The following is a 21,849-nucleotide window of genomic DNA, read 5'->3' on the forward strand; positions in this document are numbered from 1 at the left end:
GCTGCCCTTTGCTTGATCTCCGCGCCCTGTTGTATGATAACATGACGAAGAACAGCGAATTGCCCGGATCGCCGCATGACCGTCGCCACTCCAATCCCCGCACCGGGCAGCAACGCGGCCATCGCCGGGCTGGCCGCGTTGCTACCGGACGGCACGGTGCTGACCGATCCGGCCGATCTCGATCGCTACAGCCGCGACTGGTCCGGCGATCACCACGGCACCCCGCTGGCGGTGGCGCGTCCGGCCAACGTCGACGAGGTGTCGACCATCCTGCAGCATTGCAGCCGGCATCGCATCCCGCTGGTGCCGCAGGGCGGCCTGACCGGGCTGGTCGGCGCCGCGGTGCCGGAGGATCGCATCGAGCTGGTGCTGAGCCTGGAGCGCATGCGCGCGGTGCGGCTGGTCTCGGCGATCGACTTCACCATGATCGTCGAGGCCGGCTGCGTGCTCGACGATGCCAAGCGCGCCGCCGAGGCAGAGGATTGCATCCTGCCGATCACCTTCGGTGCGCAGGGCAGTTGCCGGATCGGCGGCAACATCGCAACCAACGCCGGCGGCTTCAACGTGCTGCATTACGGCATGACACGCGACCTGGTGCTGGGCCTCGAGGTGGTGCTGGCCGACGGCCGGATCTGGAACGGCCTGAAGCGGCTACGCAAGGATAATCGCGGCACCGACCTCAAGCAGCTGTTCATCGGCAGCGAGGGCACGCTTGGCGTGGTCACCGCGGCCGCGCTCAAACTGTTCCCCAGGCCGGAGCAGGTCGAGACCGCGCTGGTCGGTCTGCGCTCCGTCGACGACGCAATGGCGCTGTACGCGCACATGCGGCGCAAGACCAGCGACCTCGTCACCGCCTTCGAGCTGCTGCTGCGCGAGTGCCTCGACGTCTCGTTGCGCGACGATGCAACGCTCGCCGACCCGCTCGGGGCGCGCTATCCGGTCTATGCGCTGATCGAACTGTCCGCCGGCGGCGGCTTCGAACTGCGCGCGGTGCTGGAGAATGCGCTGGTGAGCGCCGAGGCGCTGGTGATGGATGCGGCCCTCGCCGCCAGCGAGGCGCAGGCGCTCCGGCTGTGGCGGCTGCGCGAGACCATGGTCGAGACACAGGGCAAGGGCGCGCCCTACCTGCGCACCGACATCTCGCTGCCGATCTCCGAGATACCGGCCTTCCTTGCCGAGGTGCTGCCGCATCTGGCGGCGCGGTTCCCGGACAGCCAGGCGCTGACCTACGGCCATGTCGGCGACGGCAACATCCACCTCAACCTGGTGCCACCGCACGGCATGCCGCACGCTGCGGCTGCCACGCTGATCCACGCGGCGCAGGAGGCGATCTTCGCCGTGCTCGACCGCTATGCCGGCAGCATCAGCGCCGAGCACGGCATCGGGCGGACCAAGCAGGCGGCCTTCCTGAAGCGGATCGATCCGGTGTCGCTGGCCCTGGCGCAGGGGCTCAAGCGCACGCTCGATCCGGACGGCATCCTCAGCATGGGGCGCATCCTGCCGGGTCCGGCCAGTCCGTGACCCTCAAGCTCGACCGGCTGAGCCGCGGACCGCATCTGCCGGCGCTGGTGGCGAGCTCCATTTCGCGCGAGATCGCCGAAGGCAGGCTGCGTCCGGGCGACCGGCTGCCGACCGAGCAGTCGCTCGCGGGCACCTTCGGGGTGTCGCGCAACGTGGTGCGGGAGGCGATCGCCCGGCTGCGCTTCGAAGGCCTGATCTGGTCGCAGCAGGGCCGCGGCGCCTTTGTCAGCGACGCGACGACGCCGGTCGTGCTGCAGATCGAGCCATCCCGGACGCCGGCAGCCGAACTGTTCGCCAGCCTGTTCCAGGTGCGCGAGATGATCGAGGTCCCGGCGGCAGCCCTCGCCGCCGGCCTGCGCGACGGCGCCGATCTCGAGCGGATGCGCGTGGCCCGCAACAGCATGGCGGCGGCTCCGTACGGCAGCATCGCCTGGCTCGAGGGGGACCTCGAGTTCCACCGAGCAATCGCGGCGTCGACGCGCAACGCCTACATCCAGCAGATCGTCGGCTTCACCGCCGAGCGGGTGCGCGAGAGCATCCTCGCCGCCGGCAACCGGGCGCGCTCCGACGACATGGCGCAGGCAACGCTCAGCGAGCATGAGCGTATCCTCGAGGCGATCGCAGCCGCCGATCCCGAAGCGGCCGGCACCGCCATGCGCGCCCATCTGGGAGGCGCCATGCACCGTATAGGCCTGCCGGCGGCGGGCGCGGCGGTTCCGCCGGCAACAGCGAGGGCAGCAGGATGACAGGACGGCTCACCGGACGCACGGCGATCATCACGGCGGCGGGCCAGGGCATCGGCCGGGCGGCGGCCCTCGCCTGCGCGCGCGAGGGTGCGCAGGTGATCGCCACCGACATCGATGACGCCAAGCTCGACGCGCTGGCCGCCGCGTCCGGCATCGTACGGCGCCGGCTCGACGTGCTGGACGCCGATGCGATCAGGCGCTTTGCCGCCGACGTGCAGGCGCCGGATATCCTGTTCAACTGCGCGGGGTTCGTGCATGCCGGCAGCATCCTGGACTGCGACGACGACGCGTTCGACTTCTCCTTCGCGCTCAACGTCCGCGCGATGTACCGGATGATCCGCGCGATCCTGCCCGGCATGCTCGAGCGACGGCGCGGTTCGATCATCAACATGGCGTCGGTCGCCTCCAGCGTCATCGCGGTGCCGAACCGCTTCGCCTATGGCGCCAGCAAGGCGGCGGTGATCGGCCTGACCAAGTCGGTGGCGCTGGACTATGTGACGCACGGCATCCGCGCCAACGCGATCTGTCCGGGAACCGTCGACAGCCCGTCGCTGCAGGACCGCATGCGGGCGCAAGGCGACTACGAGACCGCGCGCGCCGGCTTTCTCGCCCGCCAGCCGATGGGACGGCTCGGCACGCCGGAAGAGATCGGCGAATTGGTGGTGTTCCTGGCCAGCGATGACTCCGCTTTCATGACGGGGAATGCAGTAGTCGTCGATGGAGGATGGTCGAATGCATGAGACGGTTCGGGAATGCGCTATGCCGGTCATCCGACGCGCCTTTCTGCGCTTCCGGTGCTCACGGCCGGACGGCCGCTCCGCTCCGGTTCTCGAAAGACGCGACGGGCGGCGCCACAGGCGCCTCTGACACGGCCTAGCACATTCTCGAACCGTCTCTGCCTTTTCGAGGTTTAAGGAAAGATCAAGATGAAGCTGCTTCGTTATGGTCCACGTGGCCAGGAAAAACCCGGGTTGCTGGATGCGGACGGGCACATTCGCGATATCTCGGCGCATGTCGGTGATGTTGCGGGGGCGGTGCTGGAACCGGCTTCCCTGCAACGGCTGGCAGCGCTTGATCCGGCTTCGTTGCCGCTGGTCGATGGTTCGCCGCGGATCGGGCCGTGCGTCGGGCGGGTCGGGAAGTTTATCTGCATCGGGCTGAACTATGCCGACCACGCCGCCGAGACCGGGGCCAAGATCCCCGGCGAGCCCATCATCTTCATGAAGGCGACCAGCGCGATCACCGGGCCGAACGATCCGGTGATCATTCCGCGCCAGTCGGAAAAGACCGACTGGGAGGTCGAGCTCGGCGTGGTGATCGGCAGCGAGGCGCGCTACGTCGCCGAGTCCGACGCGCTGGCGCATGTCGCGGGCTATTGCCTGGTCAACGACGTCTCGGAGCGTGCGTTCCAGACCGAGCGCGGCGGGCAATGGACCAAGGGCAAGTCCGCCGACAGCTTCGGCCCGATCGGCCCGTGGCTGGTGACACGCGACGAGATCGCCGACCCGCAAGCGCTGTCGATGTGGCTCAGCGTCGACGGCGTCATGCGCCAGGACGGCTCGACGCGGACGATGATCTTTGGGGTGAAGACCCTGGTGTCGTACCTGTCGCGGTTCATGAGCCTGCAGCCGGGCGACATCATCTCCACCGGCACGCCACCCGGCGTCGGCATGGGCGTGAAGCCGACGCCGGTGTACCTCCGGCCCGGCCAGACCATCCGCCTCGGCATCCAGGGGCTGGGCGAGCAGACCCAGGTGACCGAAGCCGCGGCGTGATGGGGGGCCGACCCGCGCTGTTCTCGCGTATCGAGCAGGCGCCGAACCTCACCGGCGGCCTGATCGAGACGCTGGTGGCGCAGATCGAGTGCGGGCAGCTCGCCCCGGGCCAACGCCTGCCGACCGAGCAGGCGATCGTCGCGGCCACGGGGGTCAGCCGCACCGTGGTGCGCGAGGCGCTGGCGTCACTGCGCGCGCGCGGCCTGATCACCACGCGCCAGGGTCTCGGCGCCTTCGTCGCCGACCACACCACGCGACGCTCCTTCACCATCGACGGCGCCGACAACACCCTGGCGGACACGCTCAGCGTGCTGGAACTGCGCATGAGCATCGAGGTGGAGGCGGCCGGGCTCGCAGCAGGGCGTCGGTCGGCTGCCGATCTCGCGGACATCCGACGGCATTTCGAGGTGGTCTCGGCGGCCAAGGGCGACGCCGGCGCCGGCGCGGACGAGGATTTCGCCTATCACCGCGCGATCCTGGCGGCGACGCAAAATGCGTATTTCACCCGGGTGTTCGACGTGTTCGGCAGCCACATCATCCCGCGTCAGCGCGTGCGCCTGGAGGGCATGCCGGACGCCGAGCTGGCCGCTTACAAGGAACGGCTGCGTCGCGAACATCTGGCGATCCTGCAAGCCATAGAGGCGGCCGATCCGGCTGCCGCACGGCAGGCGGCGCACGATCATCTGGCCCGCAGCCGGGCCTATTTCTCGACCAGGCTCGAAGCCGGACAATAACCGGATCAACGCCCCGACCTGCGTCGCCCATCTCTGCCAGACGGCACGCCGGGCCTGCCCGATCGAAGCCGGCCCTCGTCAGCGCTGCTCGGCCGCGATGCGCTGTCGGCGGCTCGCCAGCGCATCGTTCGAGGCAACCGGGGCGGCGTAGGGGCCGGTCATGTCATCGACGCCGAGTGCCAGCAGGGCCTCCGCCTGTTCGCGCGCGGTCACGCCGTAGGCGACGGTGCGCGCCCGGATCGAGCGCGCGAACAGCACCGCCGCCTCCACCAGCACGTCGGAGTTACCGGCCTGTGCGGTGGTCTCGGTGAAGCCGCGATCGAGATGCAGCCGGGTCAGCGGCAGGCGCAGCATGCGCTGCAGCATGAAGGTCTCGATGCGGATATGCGCGCCGAGCCCCATGCCGAGCTCGCGCAGACGGTGCAGGCTCTCCACCTCGGCGAGGCTGTCGGGCTCCTCCAGCGTTACCTCGCACTGCGCCGGGTCGGCGCCCACCTCGAGCAGCAGATCGTGAATGCTGGTCACGATGCCGCGGTCGGTGAACGCCGAGGCGTGCACGGACGCACTGAACACGACCGGATAGGTGGTCTGCTTCCACAGGCTCGATTGCAGCAGCGCCAGCCGCAGGTCCCGCAGCTGGCCTTCGACCCGCTCGGCGAGCGACACCTCGTCGTGCTCGCCCTCGTGCCGCGCATCCCTCTGGCGCCGCGCGCGCACCGCGACCGCACCGCCCCGGAACGCGGAGCCGGCGAGGCTGAAGAACAGGCCATACCTGACCTCGCGCAACTGCCGTTCCACCGCTTCCGAGGGAGCCGCGGGCGCCGGCGGTTCCAGGCTGCCCTGGAACAGGCGGAAGATGCCGGTGCCGGCGGACTTCGCCTCGTACATCGCGATATCGGCGCGATGCAGCAGGTCGGAGAAGTTGTCGCTGTGCGCGGGATACAGCGCGCTGCCGACACAGCCCGCCATCTGGATCGAATTGCCGTCGATGACGAATTCGTCCTTGAACACGGTCAGCAGGCGTTCGGCAAACGCCCTGAGATCGTCGGCGGAGATCGCGCCCACCTGGACCACGGCGATCTCGTCGCCACCGAGACGCGCCACGATGTCGAGCCGGCGCGAATTCTGGCAGAGCCGCTCGCTGACCTGCTTGAGCAGGATGTCGCCGGCACGGTGCCCGTAGCGGTCGTTGATCTGCTTGAACTTGTCGAGGTCGATCATGTGGATACCGAAATTGGCCTCCCCGTCGCGACGGGTGCCGAGCTCGGACACCCAGTTATCGAGGTAGAGCCGGTTCGGCAGCCCGGTCAGATGGTCGGTATAGGCGAGCGAGCGCAACTGGCTCGCCTCGCTGGCGACACCCTCGACAGTCCTCGACAGCCGGTCGATCTCGCGCTGCTGGCCGACCGCCCGGCACAGGCCGGCAAGGCGCAGCCGCAGGTCGGGCAGCGAGTAGGATCCGGCCAGCACATCATCGGCGCCGCTCGAGATCGCCCACTCCTTCTCGGATTCGTGGCCACCGATCAGCAGGAGGACGAACGGGCGCACGGCGGCTGGCTGAAGCGTCAGCCGTCGCAGGGCGACATCGGCGATCTCGCGGCCGTTCCGGCTGTCCAGCACCACCGCCGCGATCTCCGGGTCGATCCCGGCAAGCTCGCCCAGATGGTCGTCGACGATGACCGTGAGGCCCGAGCGCGCGGCGCCGGCCTGGCGCGGAAACTCGTCGCGAGCCCGTGTCGAGCCGCTGACGAACAGGATCTTGAGCATGGACGTCGAGTCCGGCCCGACCTGCTCACCGGGAGGAACGTTAGAGATGGACACCGCTCCGGTTCGCGACGTGGTTTCGGAGCCCGGCCGGGACCGAGGCCCCGCTGGCAGCGCGCAGCGTGCCGAGGCTGGCAAGCACTTTAGTTACGATATCCGATCATTCGGGTTGATGTTCGTGTCTATCCCTGACTAAGTCAACAAAACGCTGCCGTCACCTGGATCGAACGACAAGCGGAGCCTGATCGCTCGGATCATGCTCAGGGCGGTGGCGGCAGCGTGCCGGTGCAGCCGGTCAGGGCGATGCTGGCGCGGGCGCTGTGCGCGACGCCGTGCAGGTCGAAGCCGAGCCGCAGCAGGTGCCGGTCGGACGCCATCGCCGCCGTCACCGTCGAGGGCTGGCTCGGGCTGAGACCGGGATAGCGCGGCGTCGCCTGCCAGGTCCGCGGGGCCGCCATGCTCGCGGCCCCGATGCCGAGTTCGACCAGCTTCTGCTCCTTGAAGCCCGGCAGATAGACCGCCACCTTCCCGGGCCGGTCCAGCCAGCGCAGCCAGTAGAAGGCAAGCGCCAGAGGCGAACGCACCGGTCGCATGTCGTGCGCCAGGTCGAGATCCGGCCGGCGGGCGGCCGCGTCCATCTCGTAGTCACCCAGCCAGGGTGCGCCGAAACTGGCCGGGTCCCAGTGGGCGGCGAAGCGGGGATGCTGGCGGCGGAACTCGGCAGGCCGCTTGCCCTGCACCCGCCAGGCGGCGAGGCCGCCGGGCGTGCGGTCATAGACATCCCATTGCTGTCGCACGATGTGGTCGTTAAAGCGGTAGCGGCTGTTCACGGCCAGTTGCGCGAGCCCGTCGCGATGCCAGACGCTGATCTCCTGCATCAGATAGTGCGTATGCACCAGCAAAAGCGGGGTCGCATCGAGCTGCAGCCGGACATCGAGGCGCAGGCCGCCCTCGGCCGAGACCGACCGCGCCTCGATGGCGAGCCGGCCGCCATAGTCGCTGCTGCCGGCATAGCGGCAGACCTCATCGGCCATGGCCGGCGCGGCCAGCAGGAGAAGACAGGCCATGCTTCCAAGCATGGGGCCACCGAGAAGGGATGGGGTCGATGCCAATCCGGATATCCGCCGTTGCCTACCAGAGTGCGCCTTACCACGACATGCTGGCCCTGCGCAGGCGGCTGCTCCGCGAGCCTCTCGGCCTGGTGCTGACACAGGTGCAACTCGCGGCGGAACGCGACCAGGTCCATCTCGCGCTCTGGTACGACGACGTGGTGGCCGGGACCCTGCTGCTGGTGCGGCCGGACGCCGCCGGCACCGCGAGGCTCAGGCAGATGGCCGTCACCCCGCCGCTGCGGGGCCGGGGCCTGGGTGTGGCGCTGGTACGGCATGCGGAGACGATGCTGCGGCGACTCGGCGCCCGCAGGATCGCGCTCTCGGCGCGCGAGACGGTCGTCGGCTTCTACGAACGACTTGGCTACCAGGTCGAGGGCGAGCGGTTCATCGAGGTCACCATCCCGCATCTGTGCATGGCCAGGATGCTGTAGCTTTCAGCCGGCCGGTTTTCACGAATGTGCATCCTCCCAGATGCCGGGTTGATTCTTTGAGCGGCTTGTATGACAACCTGATCCGTGTTGGGTCCGGCGGAAGCCAAGGTCAAGCCGGGCATCATCGATCGGATCATGCTCCAGGGGAAACAGCCTTGAGACATCGCAGGTTTGGCAAGACCGGCCGGATGGTCAGCGAGATCGGCTTCGGCGCCTGGGCGATCGGCGCCAGCTGGGGCCATGTCAACGACACCGACGCCCTCGCCGCCCTCAACCAGGCCCTCGATAGCGGCGTGACCTTCATCGACACCGCCGACGTCTATGGCGACGGACGCTCCGAGCAGCTGATCGCGCGGGTGATGCGCGAGCGCGGTGGCGAACGACCGTTCATTGCCACGAAGGCCGGACGTCGCCTGGAGCGTCAGGAGACCGCCGGCTACAGCCGCGCCAACCTCACCGGCTGGATCGAGCGCAGCCTGGCCAATCTGCAGACCGAGACGCTGGACCTGGTGCAGCTGCACTGCCCGCCGACCGATCTGTACTACCATCCGGAGGTCTTCGGCGTTCTCGACGACCTCAAGCAGGCCGGCAAGATCCGCGATTACGGGGTCAGCGTCGAGCGTGTCGAGGAAGCGCTGAAGGCGATCGAATATCCCGGAATCGTCAGCATCCAGATCATCTACAACATCTTTCGCCAGCGCCCGGAGACCCTGCTGTTCGAGCGGGCGAAAGCCGGCGATGTTGCGATCATCGCCCGCGTGCCGCTGGCCAGCGGATTGTTGTCAGGCAAGTTCAAGGCGGACAGCACGTTCGAGGAAACCGACCACCGGCAATTCAACCGCCACGGCGAGGCCTTCGATGTCGGCGAGACCTTCTCCGGCGTGCCGTATCCGGTGGGCCTGCAGGCGGTCGAGCGCATCCGCCCGCTGGTCGGTGGCGACACCACGATGGCGCGCTTTGCGTTGCGCTGGATCCTGATGGCGGAAGCGGTGACCGTCGCGATCCCGGGCGCCCGCAATGCCGAGCAGGCACGCGCGAATGCCGAGGCAGCCGGGTTGCCGGCGCTCGACGCTGCGACCATGGCCGCACTGGTCGCGATCTACGAGCAGGATATCAGGCCGCACGTGCACCAGCGCTGGTAGCGCCCCCAAGGAGCGGCCCAAGAGTGCCCCGAGAGCACCCATGACCATACCGATCATCGATGCACACCAGCATTTCTGGAACCCGGACGGTGGCGGGTATAGCTATCCGTGGCTGAGCGGTCCGTTCCAGCCGATCCGCCGGGCGTTCGCGCCGGACGACCTGCGTGCCGACCTGGAGGCAGACGGGATCAGCGCCACGGTGCTGGTGCAGACACAAAACAGCCTCGACGAGACGCGGGACTTCCTGCGTCTGGCCGAAGCGACGGACTTCGTCGCCGGTGTCGTGGGGTGGGTCGACCTGACCGACCCTGCCGTCGCCGAGACCCTGGACGCCTTGCGTTCCGGTTCTGGCGGGCGGTGGCTGGTCGGCGTGCGCCATCTGCTGCACGAGGAGGATGATCCGGCCTGGATCCTGCGGCCGGACGCAAGGCAGGGGCTCGAGGCGGTGGCCGCGGCCGGGCTGGCCTATGACCTGGTGGGCACGACCGCGCACCTGCCGGCAATGGCGCGGATCGTCGCCGAGATGCCACGGCTACGCTTCGTGCTCGACCACATCGCCAAGCCCGACATCGCGGCCGGCGTGATGGAGCCGTGGCGCAGCCTGGTTCGCCAGGTCGCAGCCCATCGCGAGCACGTCTGGTGCAAACTCTCCGGCATGATCACCGAGGCGGACTGGACCCGCTGGAAGCCGTCCGACCTGCAGCCGTACATCGCGCACGCGCTGGCGGCGTTCGGCGTGGAGCGCTGCATGTTCGGCACCGACTGGCCGGTCTGCCTGGTCGCCGGCAGCTACCGCGACGTCGTGGCCGCACTCGGCGCGGCGCTCGGCGACCTGGACAGTGAACAGCACGCGCAAATCATGGGCGGCTCGGCCATCGCGGCCTACCGGCTGCCGCAATTCAGCTAGCCGGGGATGTTGCACACAGCCCCGGCCAGTCCTTCAGATCTTGCGGTCGACAGGCGTCTCGCCCGGGACATGCTCGATCTCCACGTCCTCGCGACGGACGGTGTCACGCACCGTCTCGAGCCGATCCACCGCCTCCTTGCGCAGGCTGACTTCCTCGCGCACACGGGTGGTCTTGCCGACGACCGCTTCCTCGCCGGTCTCGGTCATCTCGATCGCCTTGTCGGTGAAGGCCTCGCCGGAGACCGCGCGTCCGTCGGTGACCGGCTGGCGATCGACGCGCACGGCCTCGTCATGCAGCGTGACCTGCTCCTCGACCGGGGTTTCGACGACGAAGCGGCGGACGCGCGTGGTCCCCCGATTGATCGCACGCCGGCCCACGACGAGCTGTTCCTCGGCAAGCTGGATGGTCTCGCCGGCCGCCGGGGCCGTGGTGCGACCCGCGTTTAGGCCGGGTGCCGCAACCGGCGTCACCGCCGGGGTCGCGGGCGCGGCATAGGTCTCGGCACGCGTTCCGCTGGCCAGGCCATAGGTCGAGGCGCGCTCGTCGATGTCGACCGGGTTGTGGCGCTCCAGGATGTCGCTCACCGCTGTCACGTGCTCATCCGGCACCTTGACCGAGAGCACGGTCGAGCCGCCTGCGAGGCTGCGGTCATAGACGGCGGTGTCGTGGTCCGGCTCGCCGCCGAACAGGCGTGACCAGAAGCCCTGCTCGCGCGGCGCCCCGGTGCTCGTCCCGTCCGCGAGCGAGCCGGCGTCGGCGTGCTGGGAAATCGCCCCCGGAGGCACCCCGGCGGCGGTCAGGTCGCGTTTCGCGGCCTCGGCATGGTCCACGGAATCATAGACGGCGATGATGGTTTCTTCAGTCATGGGGTGTTTCCTCGTGGTTGTCTGGTGATGGCGATGCGGTACGGTCGTCCTGACCCGAGCCCGGATGAACCCGTGTGACGAGCGCCTCCTGGTGCCGCAGCGTCACCGTCTGCTGGTGGCGCTCGCTGACGCGCACGCGACGCATGTGGATCTCTTCCTTGAGAACGAGCCGCCGTTCGACGACGACGACCTCCTCGACGACCGGAATGACCGTGAGGTCGCCCTCGGTGCGGATGTCGGGCATCCGGTCGATCACGCGACCGATCGGAACATGCTCGATGTCCACATGGTCGTGCGTGAGCGTCGTATCGACCAGCTGCTGACGCTCGCCGGTCACGGTTTCGACCCGCACCGTGTCGCCGGCGACCTGCCGACGAGTTACCCGGAGGGCTTCATCATGCAGGAGCAATGAGAGGCGAGACCCATCCGAAGGCGCCGACGGCATGGTCAGGTCCACCCTCATGTGCAGCCAACCGCGCTCGGGCTGACGGCCCATTGAACAAGGCCCCCGCCGCCTGGTTCCGCTCTCCGGTCAACAATTATCGGCGGCCACAGACGCCCACGCGTTTCTCGAACCCCTCGGACGCGGCCGGTGTCGCGCGGGGAAGCAGGCGCCTTCGTTGCGATGACGTCCGGCTTGACGGACGTTTCTATAAGGCAATCCTTGCGCCACACCGAACGGCACTGCCGGATCACCGGCATGCCGCGGCGGCAGGTCGGGCAACGTCGTCCTGGGCGGGAGAGGCGCAGACCATGCAGACGGATCTCACGATCAGGCCGGCCCGGCCGGACGATGCAAACGACATCGGTGCGGTGCATGTCGCGACCTGGCGCAGCGCCTACCCGACCTTGCTGTCGCATCGTACCCTGGCCGCGATGTCGACCGCCTACCAGGCGGCCTATTACGAGGCGATGATCCGCCGGCATGGCGGCGTGTTCGTGGCCGTCGCGGGCCGGGACGAGCAGGTCGTGGGATTTGCGAGCATCGGGGGGCACCGGGCATCCACGCCCGGAGAAGGGGAGATCCACACGCTCTATGTGCTCGATGACTGGCGCGAGGCCGGGATCGGCCGCCGGCTGATGCATGCCGGCGCCCGGCGCCTGGCCGATCGAGGATGCCGGTCGGCCTTTCTCTGGGTGTTGTCGGACAATCCGAGCCGCTGGTTCTACGAGCGCCTCGGCGGCCGCGCCGTCGCCGTCGGGACCACCCAGGTGGGCGGCCAGCCAGTGCAGCAGACGGCCTATCTCTGGAACCCGATCGAGATGCTGCTCGCAACGACGAACCCGACCGGCGATCTGCGTTAGAGGCAGCGAGCGACCTCGCCGGGTTCCGCATGGACCGGGGGCGTATCAGGATGGTTTCCGACACATGCAGAATGAAGGTTCAGTCGCCGTCATCGGCGCCGGAATGGCCGGCCTGGCCTGCGCGAATGTCCTGCACGCGGCCGGGCTGCGGGTCACGCTGTTCGACAAGGGGCGCCGGCCGGGCGGCCGCCTCGCCACCCGCCGCAGCGGCGACTTCGCGTTCGACCATGGCGCGCAGTTCGCAACCGCGCGTGGCGAGCGGTTCCGCGACTTCCTGTCGGCGGCCGGCGACCAGGTAGCCGCTTGGGACGCGGCCGAGCCGCACCCGCGCTGGGTCGGCGTGCCCGGCATGTCCACCCTCGCCGGCGTCGCCGAGCGGCGCGGAGTCGGAACGCAGCACCTGCACCGACAGGTCACCTTCCTGAACCGGCAGCCCGATGGCTGGCATATCCGGCACCAGGATGCGGCGGCCATCCGCCCGGGCACGGTGGCCGAGGCGGGCGAGCGGGCCGGGCCCTATGGCCGGGTGGTGCTGGCGTTGCCGGCGCCACAGGCGACGGGATTGCTGCAGGTCTGCGGGCACCCATTCGCCAGCGCGGCCGGTGCGGTCGTCATGGAACCGTGCTGGGCGGTGATGCTCGGGTTTGCCGGACGCCAGCCGGGCGCCGATCGCCGGACGCTTGACGAGAAACCGGCCGAGGAGCAGGAGCCGGACCAGCCTTTCTCCTGGATCGCCCGCGACAGTTCACGACCGGGCCATGCCGCACGGCCCGATTGCTGGGTCGGTCATGCCGGGCCCGGCTGGTCGCGCCGGCATCTGGAGCACGAGGCGGACGCGGTCTCGATCGGCCTGCAATCGGCGTTCGCGCGCGTCACCGGCATCACGGCGCAGCCGACCTATGCCGCCGTGCATCGCTGGCGCCATGCGCGAACCCTAGCGCCCCTGGGCCAGCCCTGTCTCTGGGACGATGCCGGCCTGGCGGTCTGCGGGGACTGGTGCCTCGGCGGCAAAGTCGAGAGCGCCTTCGACTCGGGTTCGGCCGCCGCCGGAATGGTCCTCTCGGCCGGCTGACCGCGTCCGCCGTGCTGTCCGGCCTCCGGCAGGACGATACCGCCGCCGAACTCGTGCCGCTCCTGCAGGGGCGACAAGTAGAGCCTGACCGATCAGTTCGGCCGGCGGTCGTCCCGGCCGCCATGCGCTTCATGCCCCGCACCGCGCTGCGGGCCGCCGGGACCGGCCGCGCGCTGCGGCGGCCGCGACTGGTAGCCCGCGGGCCCGTGCGCCTCCGGCCCACGGTATCCTCCGGGGAAGCCGCCGCGTCCCTCGCCGGGGCGGCCGTACTCTCCCGGCCCTCCCCGCGGCGGCCCGTTCCAATGGGCGTCGCCGCCATAGTCGCGACCGCGCCAGCGTCCCTCCGAGCCATACCAGGGCTCGCCACGGTAGTAGCGGTCCCAGTAGTTGCCGATGCTGAAGCCGATCAGCGGCAGGCCCAGCAGGGCGCCGTATTGCGGCAGATAGCCTGGCTGGTTGTCGTAGAGCACCTGCAGCCGCTGTCCGGCGGCCCAGCCTCGCACACCGCCATCCGGGCCGTTGACGGCGACGTCGCACCACGTCCAGCCGGGCAGGCAGCCGAAGATCTCCGCCCCGGTTCCCGGCGGCAGCGCTGCGAGCGCAGGATAATCCACCCCCGGACCGGCCCGCAGGTTGACCCCACCGACGACGACGCCTGGAGCCGCCCAGGCGGTGGCCGTCCAGGGGCCCACCACAATCGCCACTCCGACAGCAGTCAGCACGCCACCCAGAACATTCCTCAAGGCCATCGCATCCTCCGGCAAATCCATCCGGTGGAGGATTGCCACGGATTGCGGCGGCACTACGACCAGAACTCGTCTAACGCGCGGCGGCCGGGACAGGCGGCAGCGCCGCGACCGACTGCCGGACGACATGCTCGATCGCCTCGACCTCGCCCGGGCTCACCCGCAGCCCCAGCTTGCTGCGGCGCCACAGCGCGTCGCCTGCGGTCCGGACCCACTCGCGTGCGACGAGGTAGCGCAGTTCCGCGTCGGTAAGATCGCCACCATAGCGGCCGCCGAGTGCGGCCATGCTGCCCGCGTTGCCGACCAGTTCGTGGATGCGCGTGCCGTAGGCGCGCACCAGGCGGCGCAGGTGCCTGTGCGACAGGAACGGGTAGCGCGCCACCGCCTGCGCGACCTCGGCGTCGTAGCCCTCGCGCGGGAAGTCGCCACCAGGCAGCGGCACGCTGGCGGTCCAGCCGGCCGCGCGGCCGGTGGGCTTGGGCAGGTGCGGCTGCAATTGCCCCAGCGCCGCCTCGGCCAGCTTGCGGTAGGTGGTGATCTTGCCGCCGAAGATGGAGAGCAGCGCCGGCGTCTGCGGCTCGACGATCAGCTTCAGCACATAGTCGCGGGTGGCGGATTGCGCGGCGCCGCCCGGATCCTCGCCGTCTCCGGCATAGAGCGGCCGCAGCCCGGAATAGGTCCAGACCACCTGATCGCGCGTGACCGGCTGGCGCAGATAGTCGCTCGCGGACCGGCACAGGTAGTCGATCTCGTCCTGGCTCGCATGCACCTCGCCGGGATCGCCGTCATAGTCGCGATCCGTGGTGCCGATCAGGGTGAAGTCCTGCTCGTACGGGATCACGAAGAAGATGCGCTTGTCGGCGTTCTGGAAGATGTAGCAGCAATCATGCTCGTACAACCGGGGCACGACGATGTGGCTGCCCTGCACCAGCCGGACCGGCGCGCGCTCGTTGGTGCGGGTGACGCTGCGGGCGACGGCATCGACCCACGGACCGGCGGCATTGACCAGCGCGCGCGCCCGGACGATCGACACCGCCCCGCCGGCTTCGTCGCGTATCGTCACGTTCCAGACGTTCTGGTCGTGCTCCGCGGACAGGCAGCGCGTCCGGGTCAGGACGATGGCGCCGAGTTCCTGCGCGGCGAGCGCATTGAGCACGACCAGGCGGGAATCCTCCACCCAGCAGTCGGAATACTCGAAACCGCGCTTGAACTCCGGCTTCAGCGGCGTCCCGGTCGGATCGGTGGCGAGATCGACGGAGCGGGTCGGCGGCAGGCGCTTGCGGCCGCCGATATGGTCGTACAGGAACAGTCCGAGCCGCAGCAGCCAGCGCGGCCGCAGCTTGCGATGGTACGGCAGCACGAACCGGAGCGGCCAGACGATGTGCGGCGCGATCCCCCATAGCGTCTCGCGCTCGAGCAGCGCCTCGCGGACCAGGCGGAACTCGTAATGCTCGAGATAGCGCAGGCCACCATGGATCAGCTTGGTTGAGGCGCTCGACGTGCCGGACGCGAGGTCGTTCTGCTCGCAGAGCAGGACCCGCCAGCCGCGCCCGGCCGCATCGCGCGCGATGCCGCAGCCGTTGATGCCGCCGCCGATGATGACGAGGTCGAAGACTTGGCCAGGCTGTCGGTTCCCAGCTTGCTGGTGTGGAGGCTGCTGGTCCAACACGATCCCCGAATGCGCAAGATCGCGCACCTGTTCGCCTCCAAGCTTTTCACGAACGAACGAACCATGCAAGCGAACAGAACGATCGCATACCCGCTTATCCGGCAGCCTCTCGCGCGGGCTCCGGTTCCGGTTCAGTCTCGATGACCTCCACCTGCAGGCTGCGGCACAGCTCGGCGATGTCCGCACTCGGCAGCCGGTCGGTCACCAGCACGTCGATCTCGTCGAGGCGCGCGATGCGGACCGGCGCGCGGCGGCTGAACTTGCTGCTGTCGGTGACCAGCATCACGCGGCGGGCATTCTCGATGATCGCGCGCGAGACCTGTACCTCGCGCAGGTCGTAATCCAGCAGGGTGCCGTCGGCATCGATCGCCGAGGTGCCGATGATGGCGATATCCGCCTTGAAGTGCCGGAACATCTCGGCGGCCATGCGGCCCACGATGCCGCCGTCGCTGGCGCGCAGGCTGCCCCCGGCCACCACGACATTGATCAGCGGGTTCCGGTACAGCTCGGTCACCACGTTGACATTGTTGGTGACCACCATCAGGCCCTGGCGTCCGCTCAGCGCCCGGCTGACCTCCTCGGTGGTGGTACCGAGATTGATGAAGAGCGAGCTGTTGTCCGGGATTAGCTCGGCGCAGGCGCGCCCGATGCGCTGCTTCTGGCCCTGGGCCACCAGCTTGCGGGCATCGTAGGCGAGGTTCTCCACACCGGAGGCGGCGATCGCGGCCCCATGCACGCGGGTGATCAGGCGGGCTTCGCTGAGCTCGTTCAGGTCGCGGCGAATGGTCTGCGGGGTGAGCTGGAACCGGCTCGCCAGCTCGTCGACCGCGATGCGGCCGGTCTCGCGGATCAGGCTCGCGATCTCGCGCTGCCGGGGTGACAGGCCGCGGAGTACCCGCTCATCCATCTGGTATCAGGTTCCGGTTGGGCTTCAGCGCGTTCAGTCTAGAGCAGCATGACGTTAGTTGGAATCGCTCTGCGATGCCAACTCACTCATAAAGCTGCTCTATTTCATACGACAAGCGGAGCATGATGCAGGCTTCATGCTCTAGCGCACGCCGAGGCCGGCCGTCAGGCCACCGTCGATCCTGTGGTCCGATCCGGTGATGAACGACGCGCGGTCTGACGCCAGGAACGCCACCAGGTCGGCCACCTCCTCCGGCTCACCGATGCGGCCGAGCGGGTGTGCGGCGCCGAAGCGGGCAAAGGCGCTCTCGATGTCGGCGGCGTCGCCGTCGAAGGCGCGCGCGGCGGCCGCAAGGATCGGGGTGCGCACCGAGCCGGGGCTGACCGACACCACCCGTATGCGATCGGCGGCAAAATCCAGCGCCATGGCCCGGGTCATGGCGTGGATGGCGCCCTTCGAGGCGACGTAGGCTGCAACCCCGGCCTGGCAACTGAAGCCCTGCACGCTGGACAGGGTGACGATGACGCCACCACCCCGCCGGCGCATCGCGGGGACGCCGAAATGCGCGGTAAGATGCATCGAGCCGACATTGACCGCGAGGCAGCGCGCGAACAGGTCGGGCGCGGTCTGCACCGCATCGCCGTACGGATGCACCGCGGCGGCATTGACGATGATGTCGAGGCCGCCCGCGGTCGCGACGAGCTCGCCGATGGCGGTCTCGACGTCGGCGGGTGCGGCCACGTCGGCGTGGCGCGTCCTGATCGCGAGCCCGGCTGCGGCGGCCGCCTCGGCCAGTGCGGCGTTCGCCGGCTCGTCGATGCCGAGCGCCAGGACGTCCGCCCCCGCCTGCGCCAGCCGCAGCGCCGTCGCGCGCCCGATGCCGGTGGTGCCGGTGACGAGGGCGATCCTGTTGGCGAACTCCTGCATGATGCCTCCGCACACGCCGCCGAAAGGACCGGCCGGTCCGGTCGCGCGCGTGCCAACCGGTTGGGAGCAGAGTGACATGGGGAAGCTGAGCGGCAAAGTCGCATGGGTCACCGGCGCCGGCAGCGGCATCGGGCAGGCGGCGGCGACGGCACTGGCCGGCGCGGGCGCGCGCATCGTGCTGACGGGGCGGCGCGTCGAGCCTCTGCAGGTCGTCGCAGACGGCATTGCGTCGTCCGGCGGCGAGGCCATCGTCGAGCCGGGCGACCTCACGGTGTCGCAGACCGTGAGCGCGATCGCGGACCGGATCGGCGAGCGCTTCGGGCGCCTCGACATCCTGGTCAACAATGCCGGCCTCAACACGCGCCTGCGGCGCTGGGACCAGCTGGTGCCGGAAGCCATCGACACCGTCCTTGCCGCCAACCTCTCGGCGGCGTTCTACTGCACGGCGGCGGCGCTGAAGCTGATGCGCGCCAGGCGTGACGGCGTGCTGATCCACACCGCATCATGGGCCGGCAAGTTCATCCATCCGGTCAGCGGGCCGGCCTATACGGCGGCCAAGCACGCCGTCGTGGCGATGAGCCAGAGCCTCAACATGGAGGAGTACGGCAACGGGATCCGGTCGACCGCGCTGCTGCCGGCCGAGGTCGCAACCCCCATCCTCGATACGCGGCCGGTGCCGCCTGACCAGCAGGAGCGGGCGCGTATGCTGCAGCCGGACGATCTCGGGGACCTCATCCTGTACATCGCGACCCGTCCCGCGAGCGTCTGCCTCAATGAAATCGTCATCAGCCCGACCTGGAACAGAATGTACCAGCTCTGATGGCTGGCAAGGATTGGTCATGAAGATCACGGCAGCAGTCCTGAACAGCATGGGCGCCGCACCGCCGTATGCCGCGAGCCGCCCGCTGCGTATCGTGGAGCTTGAGCTCGATCCGCCGGGCCGCGACGAGGTGCTGGTCAGGATCGCCGCCGCCGGCCTGTGCCATTCGGACCTCTCGGTCATCAACGGCGACCGGCCGCGCCCGATGCCGATGGCGCTGGGCCACGAGGCGGCCGGCGTGGTCGAGCAGGTCGGCGCGGATGTGACCGACCTGGTGCAAGGCGATCATGTCGTGATGGTCTTCATGCCCTCCTGCGGCCACTGCATGCCGTGCGCCGAGGGACGCCCCGCGCTGTGCGAGCCGGGGGCCGGCGCCAACGGCGCCGGGACGCTGCTCGGCGGCGGTCGCCGGCTGCATTGCGAGGCTGTCACGATCAACCACCATCTCGGCTGCTCCGCCTTCGCCGACCATGCCGTCGTCTCGCGGCGCTCCCTGGTCAAGCTGCCGAAGGACCTGCCGCTCGACGAGGCGGCCTTGTTCGGTTGCGCGGTGCTGACCGGGGTGGGCGCGGTGGTCAACACCGCGCGGCTGCAGCCCGGCGAGACCGCCTCGGTGATCGGACTGGGCGGCGTCGGCCTGTCGTCGGTGCTGGGCGCGGTCGCCTCCGGGGCGCGGCAGATCGTGGCCATCGACCTGTCCGACGAGAAGCTCGCGATCGCACGAGGGCTCGGCGCCACCGACGTGGTCAACGCACGCGCGCCGGATGCGGCCGAGCAGGTGCGCCGGCTTGCCGGCGGCGGCGTCGACTACGCCTTCGAGATGGCCGGCGCCGCGCGTGCCATGCAGCTCGCCTTTGAGATCACCCGGCGCGGCGGCACCACGGTGACCGCGGGACTGCCGCCGCCGACCGCTTCACTCGCCTTGCCGCTGGTCCAGCTCGTCGCCGAGGAACGCACGGTGAAGGGCAGCTATATCGGCACCTGCGTGCCGATCCGCGACATCCCGCGCTATGTCGGCCTGTACCGGGCCGGCAAGCTGCCGGTCGACCGGCTGATGAGCGGCAAGCTGCGGCTCGACCAGATCAACGAGGGCTTCGACCGGCTGCACGCGGGCCGGGTGGTGCGGCAGATCATCGCGTTCCCGGCCTGAGCGCCGCGCAGGATGCCGGAGCGCCCGCGAACCACGAGATCCGATCATGCCGGCACGATCGGATCATGCTTTAGCATCCTCAGCCGCAACCGAGCTGGACCAGCCATGCCGCACAGCATCCTCGAGCCCTGGCACGACTTCTACCTGCTGATCGGCACCGGAGCCGCAACGCTGGTCGGACTGATGTTCGTCGCGGCATCGGTCGGCTCCGACGTGTTCACCCAGGAGCGCCAGCACGCCTTGCGCATCTTCCTCTCGCCCACCGTGGTGGCGTTCAGCTTCATCCTGGCGGCGAGCCTGATCGGGGTGATGCCGGCCGCCACCTGCGAGCCGGCCGGCCTGCTGCTGGCGGGCATCGGGCTGCTCGGCGTGGCCTATTCCGGCCTGGTCTGGCGCCGGATGGTGCGCCATGGCATCGCCCGGTCCATCGACCTGGAGGACCGGGCCTGGTACGCGATGATCCCGGCGGTCGCCTACGTCCTGCTGACCGCGGCGGGCATCGCGTTCTGCCTCGCAGCCGGCTCCGCCTGCGGCTTGCTGGCGTCCGGCATGTGCCTGCTGCTGCTCGCGGGCATACGCAACGCCTGGGACATGACCACCTGGGTGGTCCTGCACAGAGGCAGCCGGGCGGCCGCGGCCCGGGACGCATCCCCGGTGCCCGAGTCGTAGAGCAGCTTTATCCATCGCCAGGGACCGCAAAGCGATTCCAAGTGATCGGATGCTGCTCTAGCCTGGAAGCGGAGAGCCACCCTTGCCGGAGGGAGCATTGAACAAGCGGGGCCGCTTCCTGCGCATCAAGCAGCCGACGCCGGAGATGGTGCGTGGCATGCCCGGCACCCTGTTCGTGTTCGACGACAACATGCAGCGCACCAGTCCGAGCGCGCGGGCGGCCGCGTTGCGCCAGGAGCCGAACGTGATCGGGCTGCCGACGCGGTGGTCGCTGGGGGATGGTCCGGCGTCTGGGTTCACCGATCGCGACTGGCGCTCCAACGGCATCTTCCAGACGATCAGCGACGCCTTCGACGTCATCGAGGCGGCGCTCCTGCACGGCAGGACGGTGGTGGTGCCGAGCGACGGGCTGGGCACCATCTCGGCGGATCTGTTGCGCCGAGCGCCGGAAATCCATGCCTTCATCACCAGCCGGCTCGAAGAACTCGAGCAGGATTATCCAGGCTGATCCCATCGCATGGTTTCACATCGCGTATTGGGCCACCGCGCGGATGAAGGCCCGTTCACGCTGCTGTCCGGGATCGCCGGTGCCTAGCCGGCGCCGCGCCACGTCATCCCAGAGCACGCGGTCCAACCGGCTGCGGCTCTCGAGAAGATCGAGGCAGCCATTGGTAAGGTCACGATGCAGCGGCCAACGCGTGCGGTTGTCGCCGGCGGCGGTCTCGTTGAGACGCCGGTGCTGGAAGTCAAGACCAAGCCACGCGCCGAGATTGCCCGGCATCGCCCGGTTCTCGACAACGTCGCTATAGTCGAAGGCTTCGAGGCGGCGTCGTGCCTCGGCGAGCAGAGCCTCGTCATGCGACGGATCGATGAAGCCGTCTTCCGGGATGAAGGCATGCGGCCAGAGCAGCATGCGCACCGCCATGTTGTCCGTCTGGCAGGCGACCAGCGGATCGCCCAGGAAGGTCTCCAGCGGCGCGTGGGAGCGCCGCACGATGTCGGCCCAGCTGCCCCAGCCATTCATGGTCTGCTGCGTCTGGATCCGCCAGAAGCGCCACAGGGACATCAGGCGCACCCTGGGCTCGCGCAGCAGAGTGAGGAACTGTGCGTCCGGGTAGCACTGCCTCGTCGTGGACAGCGCGAAGTGGCCATGCACGAAATCCGCATCCGACGGCAGCGTCGACGGGCCATGCACGGTGTCCCGGGCGTTGCTGGACAGGCTCGAGAAGTCGCTGTAGCTGCCGAACATGAACCGATCCAGGCCGCCCACCGGGCGCCTGGGCTTGATCGCGTCGAGAAGGCCATACGTCACCGCCGTGCCGCTGGTCTTGGCAACGTGCATGAAGGCGAGTGGACGTACAGGATCGAAGCTCATCAAATTGGACCGGACGACGCGTAGCGGGAGAAGTAGTCCGCATCCAAGCAAAGCGCTGGTTCCCGGGGTGTAAGCAAGGGTTACCGCGCGTGATGCCAAGCCGCGCCCGGCTGGCGGAAGATGGCCGTTTTAATCCTGCTTTTCCGAAGTTCTCGATCTCGCCGAGCCCTTCCGACACACTTCGCAACTGTGGCTGAACAAGGCAAAGCC

General features: G+C 69.1%; 23 protein-coding genes. 14 read left to right on the forward strand and 9 right to left on the reverse strand.

What is annotated here, in order from left to right; genetic code table 11:
• Window positions 1–75 precede the first annotated feature (75 nt).
• The 5 genes from ACQY4O_RS14695 to ACQY4O_RS14715 all read left to right on the forward strand — a co-directional run bounded on the left by ACQY4O_RS14695 (window position 76) and on the right by ACQY4O_RS14715 (window position 4,776).
• Window positions 76–1,521 carry an FAD-binding oxidoreductase gene (locus tag ACQY4O_RS14695; protein ID WP_428377099.1) on the forward strand — a complete coding sequence of 482 codons (1,446 nt, stop codon included), beginning with the start codon at window positions 76–78 and terminating at the stop codon, window positions 1,519–1,521.
• Window positions 1,518–2,267, forward strand: coding sequence for a FadR/GntR family transcriptional regulator (locus ACQY4O_RS14700; RefSeq protein WP_428377100.1), 750 nt, complete (start codon window positions 1,518–1,520; stop codon window positions 2,265–2,267). Before ACQY4O_RS14695 ends, ACQY4O_RS14700 begins: the two co-directional genes overlap by 4 nt.
• Complete coding sequence (locus ACQY4O_RS14705; protein ID WP_428377101.1) at window positions 2,264–3,007, forward strand: SDR family oxidoreductase; 744 nt, start codon at window positions 2,264–2,266, stop codon at window positions 3,005–3,007. The genes ACQY4O_RS14700 and ACQY4O_RS14705 overlap by 4 nt, the downstream gene beginning before the upstream one ends.
• 186 nt (window positions 3,008–3,193) lie before the next feature.
• Entirely contained in the window at window positions 3,194–4,042 is an 849-nt protein-coding gene (locus ACQY4O_RS14710; protein WP_428377102.1) for a fumarylacetoacetate hydrolase family protein, read from the forward strand.
• Window positions 4,042–4,776 carry a FadR/GntR family transcriptional regulator gene (locus tag ACQY4O_RS14715; RefSeq protein WP_428377103.1) on the forward strand — a complete coding sequence of 245 codons (735 nt, stop codon included), beginning with the start codon at window positions 4,042–4,044 and terminating at the stop codon, window positions 4,774–4,776. Before ACQY4O_RS14710 ends, ACQY4O_RS14715 begins: the two co-directional genes overlap by 1 nt.
• A gap of 78 nt (window positions 4,777–4,854) precedes the next feature.
• Here the strand turns inward: ACQY4O_RS14715 and ACQY4O_RS14720 are convergent, their stop codons facing one another.
• The gene (locus tag ACQY4O_RS14720; RefSeq protein WP_428377104.1) at window positions 4,855–6,543 is read right to left on the reverse strand and encodes a diguanylate cyclase domain-containing protein; all 1,689 of its coding nucleotides are present in this window, start codon (window positions 6,541–6,543) and stop codon (window positions 4,855–4,857) included.
• Between the two features lie 257 nt (window positions 6,544–6,800).
• Window positions 6,801–7,607, reverse strand: a complete 807-nt coding sequence (locus ACQY4O_RS14725) for a hypothetical protein (protein WP_428377105.1) — start codon at window positions 7,605–7,607, stop codon at window positions 6,801–6,803.
• Window positions 7,608–7,645: 38 nt separating this feature from the next.
• Between ACQY4O_RS14725 and ACQY4O_RS14730 the strand changes: the two genes are divergently transcribed.
• From ACQY4O_RS14730 to ACQY4O_RS14740, 3 genes are all read left to right on the forward strand, one after another.
• A complete protein-coding gene (locus tag ACQY4O_RS14730) occupies window positions 7,646–8,083 on the forward strand; it encodes a GNAT family N-acetyltransferase (RefSeq protein ID WP_428377106.1) in 438 nt (145 codons plus the stop codon).
• A 155-nt stretch (window positions 8,084–8,238) separates the two neighbouring features.
• Window positions 8,239–9,225, forward strand: a complete 987-nt coding sequence (locus tag ACQY4O_RS14735; RefSeq protein WP_428377107.1) for an aldo/keto reductase — start codon at window positions 8,239–8,241, stop codon at window positions 9,223–9,225.
• Window positions 9,226–9,265: 40 nt separating this feature from the next.
• Entirely contained in the window at window positions 9,266–10,132 is an 867-nt protein-coding gene (locus ACQY4O_RS14740; protein WP_428377108.1) for an amidohydrolase family protein, read from the forward strand.
• 33 nt (window positions 10,133–10,165) lie between these two features.
• Here ACQY4O_RS14740 and ACQY4O_RS14745 read toward each other — a convergent pair whose 3' ends face one another.
• Together ACQY4O_RS14745 and ACQY4O_RS14750 are read right to left on the reverse strand one after the other, a co-directional pair.
• The gene (locus tag ACQY4O_RS14745) at window positions 10,166–10,999 is read right to left on the reverse strand and encodes a YsnF/AvaK domain-containing protein (RefSeq protein ID WP_428377109.1); all 834 of its coding nucleotides are present in this window, start codon (window positions 10,997–10,999) and stop codon (window positions 10,166–10,168) included.
• Window positions 10,992–11,462: a DUF2382 domain-containing protein gene (locus tag ACQY4O_RS14750; RefSeq protein WP_428377110.1), complete on the reverse strand. Its 471-nt coding sequence runs from the start codon at window positions 11,460–11,462 to the stop codon at window positions 10,992–10,994. Before ACQY4O_RS14750 ends, ACQY4O_RS14745 begins: the two co-directional genes overlap by 8 nt.
• A gap of 290 nt (window positions 11,463–11,752) precedes the next feature.
• Here ACQY4O_RS14750 and ACQY4O_RS14755 point away from each other — a divergent pair, with 290 nt between their 5' ends.
• Together ACQY4O_RS14755 and ACQY4O_RS14760 are read left to right on the forward strand one after the other, a co-directional pair.
• Complete coding sequence (locus ACQY4O_RS14755) at window positions 11,753–12,304, forward strand: N-acetyltransferase family protein (RefSeq protein WP_428377111.1); 552 nt, start codon at window positions 11,753–11,755, stop codon at window positions 12,302–12,304.
• Between the two features lie 64 nt (window positions 12,305–12,368).
• Window positions 12,369–13,376, forward strand: a complete 1,008-nt coding sequence (locus ACQY4O_RS14760; RefSeq protein ID WP_428377112.1) for an NAD(P)/FAD-dependent oxidoreductase — start codon at window positions 12,369–12,371, stop codon at window positions 13,374–13,376.
• 92 nt (window positions 13,377–13,468) lie between these two features.
• Here the strand turns inward: ACQY4O_RS14760 and ACQY4O_RS14765 are convergent, their stop codons facing one another.
• From ACQY4O_RS14765 to ACQY4O_RS14780, 4 genes are all read right to left on the reverse strand, one after another.
• The gene (locus ACQY4O_RS14765) at window positions 13,469–14,125 is read right to left on the reverse strand and encodes an SH3 domain-containing protein (RefSeq protein WP_428377113.1); all 657 of its coding nucleotides are present in this window, start codon (window positions 14,123–14,125) and stop codon (window positions 13,469–13,471) included.
• A 70-nt stretch (window positions 14,126–14,195) separates the two neighbouring features.
• Window positions 14,196–15,791 carry a glycerol-3-phosphate dehydrogenase gene (gene glpD, locus ACQY4O_RS14770; protein WP_428378208.1) on the reverse strand — a complete coding sequence of 532 codons (1,596 nt, stop codon included), beginning with the start codon at window positions 15,789–15,791 and terminating at the stop codon, window positions 14,196–14,198.
• 94 nt (window positions 15,792–15,885) lie between these two features.
• Window positions 15,886–16,698 (reverse strand): DeoR/GlpR family DNA-binding transcription regulator, encoded by an 813-nt coding sequence (locus ACQY4O_RS14775; protein WP_428377114.1) that lies wholly within the window; start codon window positions 16,696–16,698, stop codon window positions 15,886–15,888.
• 141 nt (window positions 16,699–16,839) lie between these two features.
• Window positions 16,840–17,625 (reverse strand): SDR family NAD(P)-dependent oxidoreductase, encoded by a 786-nt coding sequence (locus tag ACQY4O_RS14780; RefSeq protein ID WP_428377115.1) that lies wholly within the window; start codon window positions 17,623–17,625, stop codon window positions 16,840–16,842.
• A 76-nt stretch (window positions 17,626–17,701) separates the two neighbouring features.
• On the opposite strand from ACQY4O_RS14780, the gene ACQY4O_RS14785 reads away from it, so the two are divergent.
• The 4 genes from ACQY4O_RS14785 (at window position 17,702) to ACQY4O_RS14800 (ending at window position 20,772) form a co-directional block, all read left to right on the forward strand.
• A complete protein-coding gene (locus ACQY4O_RS14785; protein ID WP_428377116.1) occupies window positions 17,702–18,445 on the forward strand; it encodes an SDR family oxidoreductase in 744 nt (247 codons plus the stop codon).
• 19 nt (window positions 18,446–18,464) lie between these two features.
• On the forward strand, window positions 18,465–19,595 hold the full coding sequence (locus ACQY4O_RS14790; RefSeq protein ID WP_428377117.1) for a zinc-dependent alcohol dehydrogenase family protein: 1,131 nt from the start codon (window positions 18,465–18,467) through the stop codon (window positions 19,593–19,595).
• Between the two features lie 105 nt (window positions 19,596–19,700).
• Entirely contained in the window at window positions 19,701–20,264 is a 564-nt protein-coding gene (locus ACQY4O_RS14795; RefSeq protein WP_428377118.1) for a hypothetical protein, read from the forward strand.
• A gap of 97 nt (window positions 20,265–20,361) precedes the next feature.
• On the forward strand, window positions 20,362–20,772 hold the full coding sequence (locus ACQY4O_RS14800; RefSeq protein WP_428377119.1) for a hypothetical protein: 411 nt from the start codon (window positions 20,362–20,364) through the stop codon (window positions 20,770–20,772).
• A 15-nt stretch (window positions 20,773–20,787) separates the two neighbouring features.
• On the opposite strand, the gene ACQY4O_RS14805 is transcribed toward ACQY4O_RS14800, so the two are convergent.
• Complete coding sequence (locus tag ACQY4O_RS14805) at window positions 20,788–21,606, reverse strand: hypothetical protein (protein ID WP_428377120.1); 819 nt, start codon at window positions 21,604–21,606, stop codon at window positions 20,788–20,790.
• Window positions 21,607–21,849: the final 243 nt, after the last annotated feature.

The sequence above is a fragment of the Lichenicoccus sp. genome (assembly GCF_965277665.1).
Lineage (GTDB): Bacteria > Pseudomonadota > Alphaproteobacteria > Acetobacterales > Acetobacteraceae > Lichenicoccus.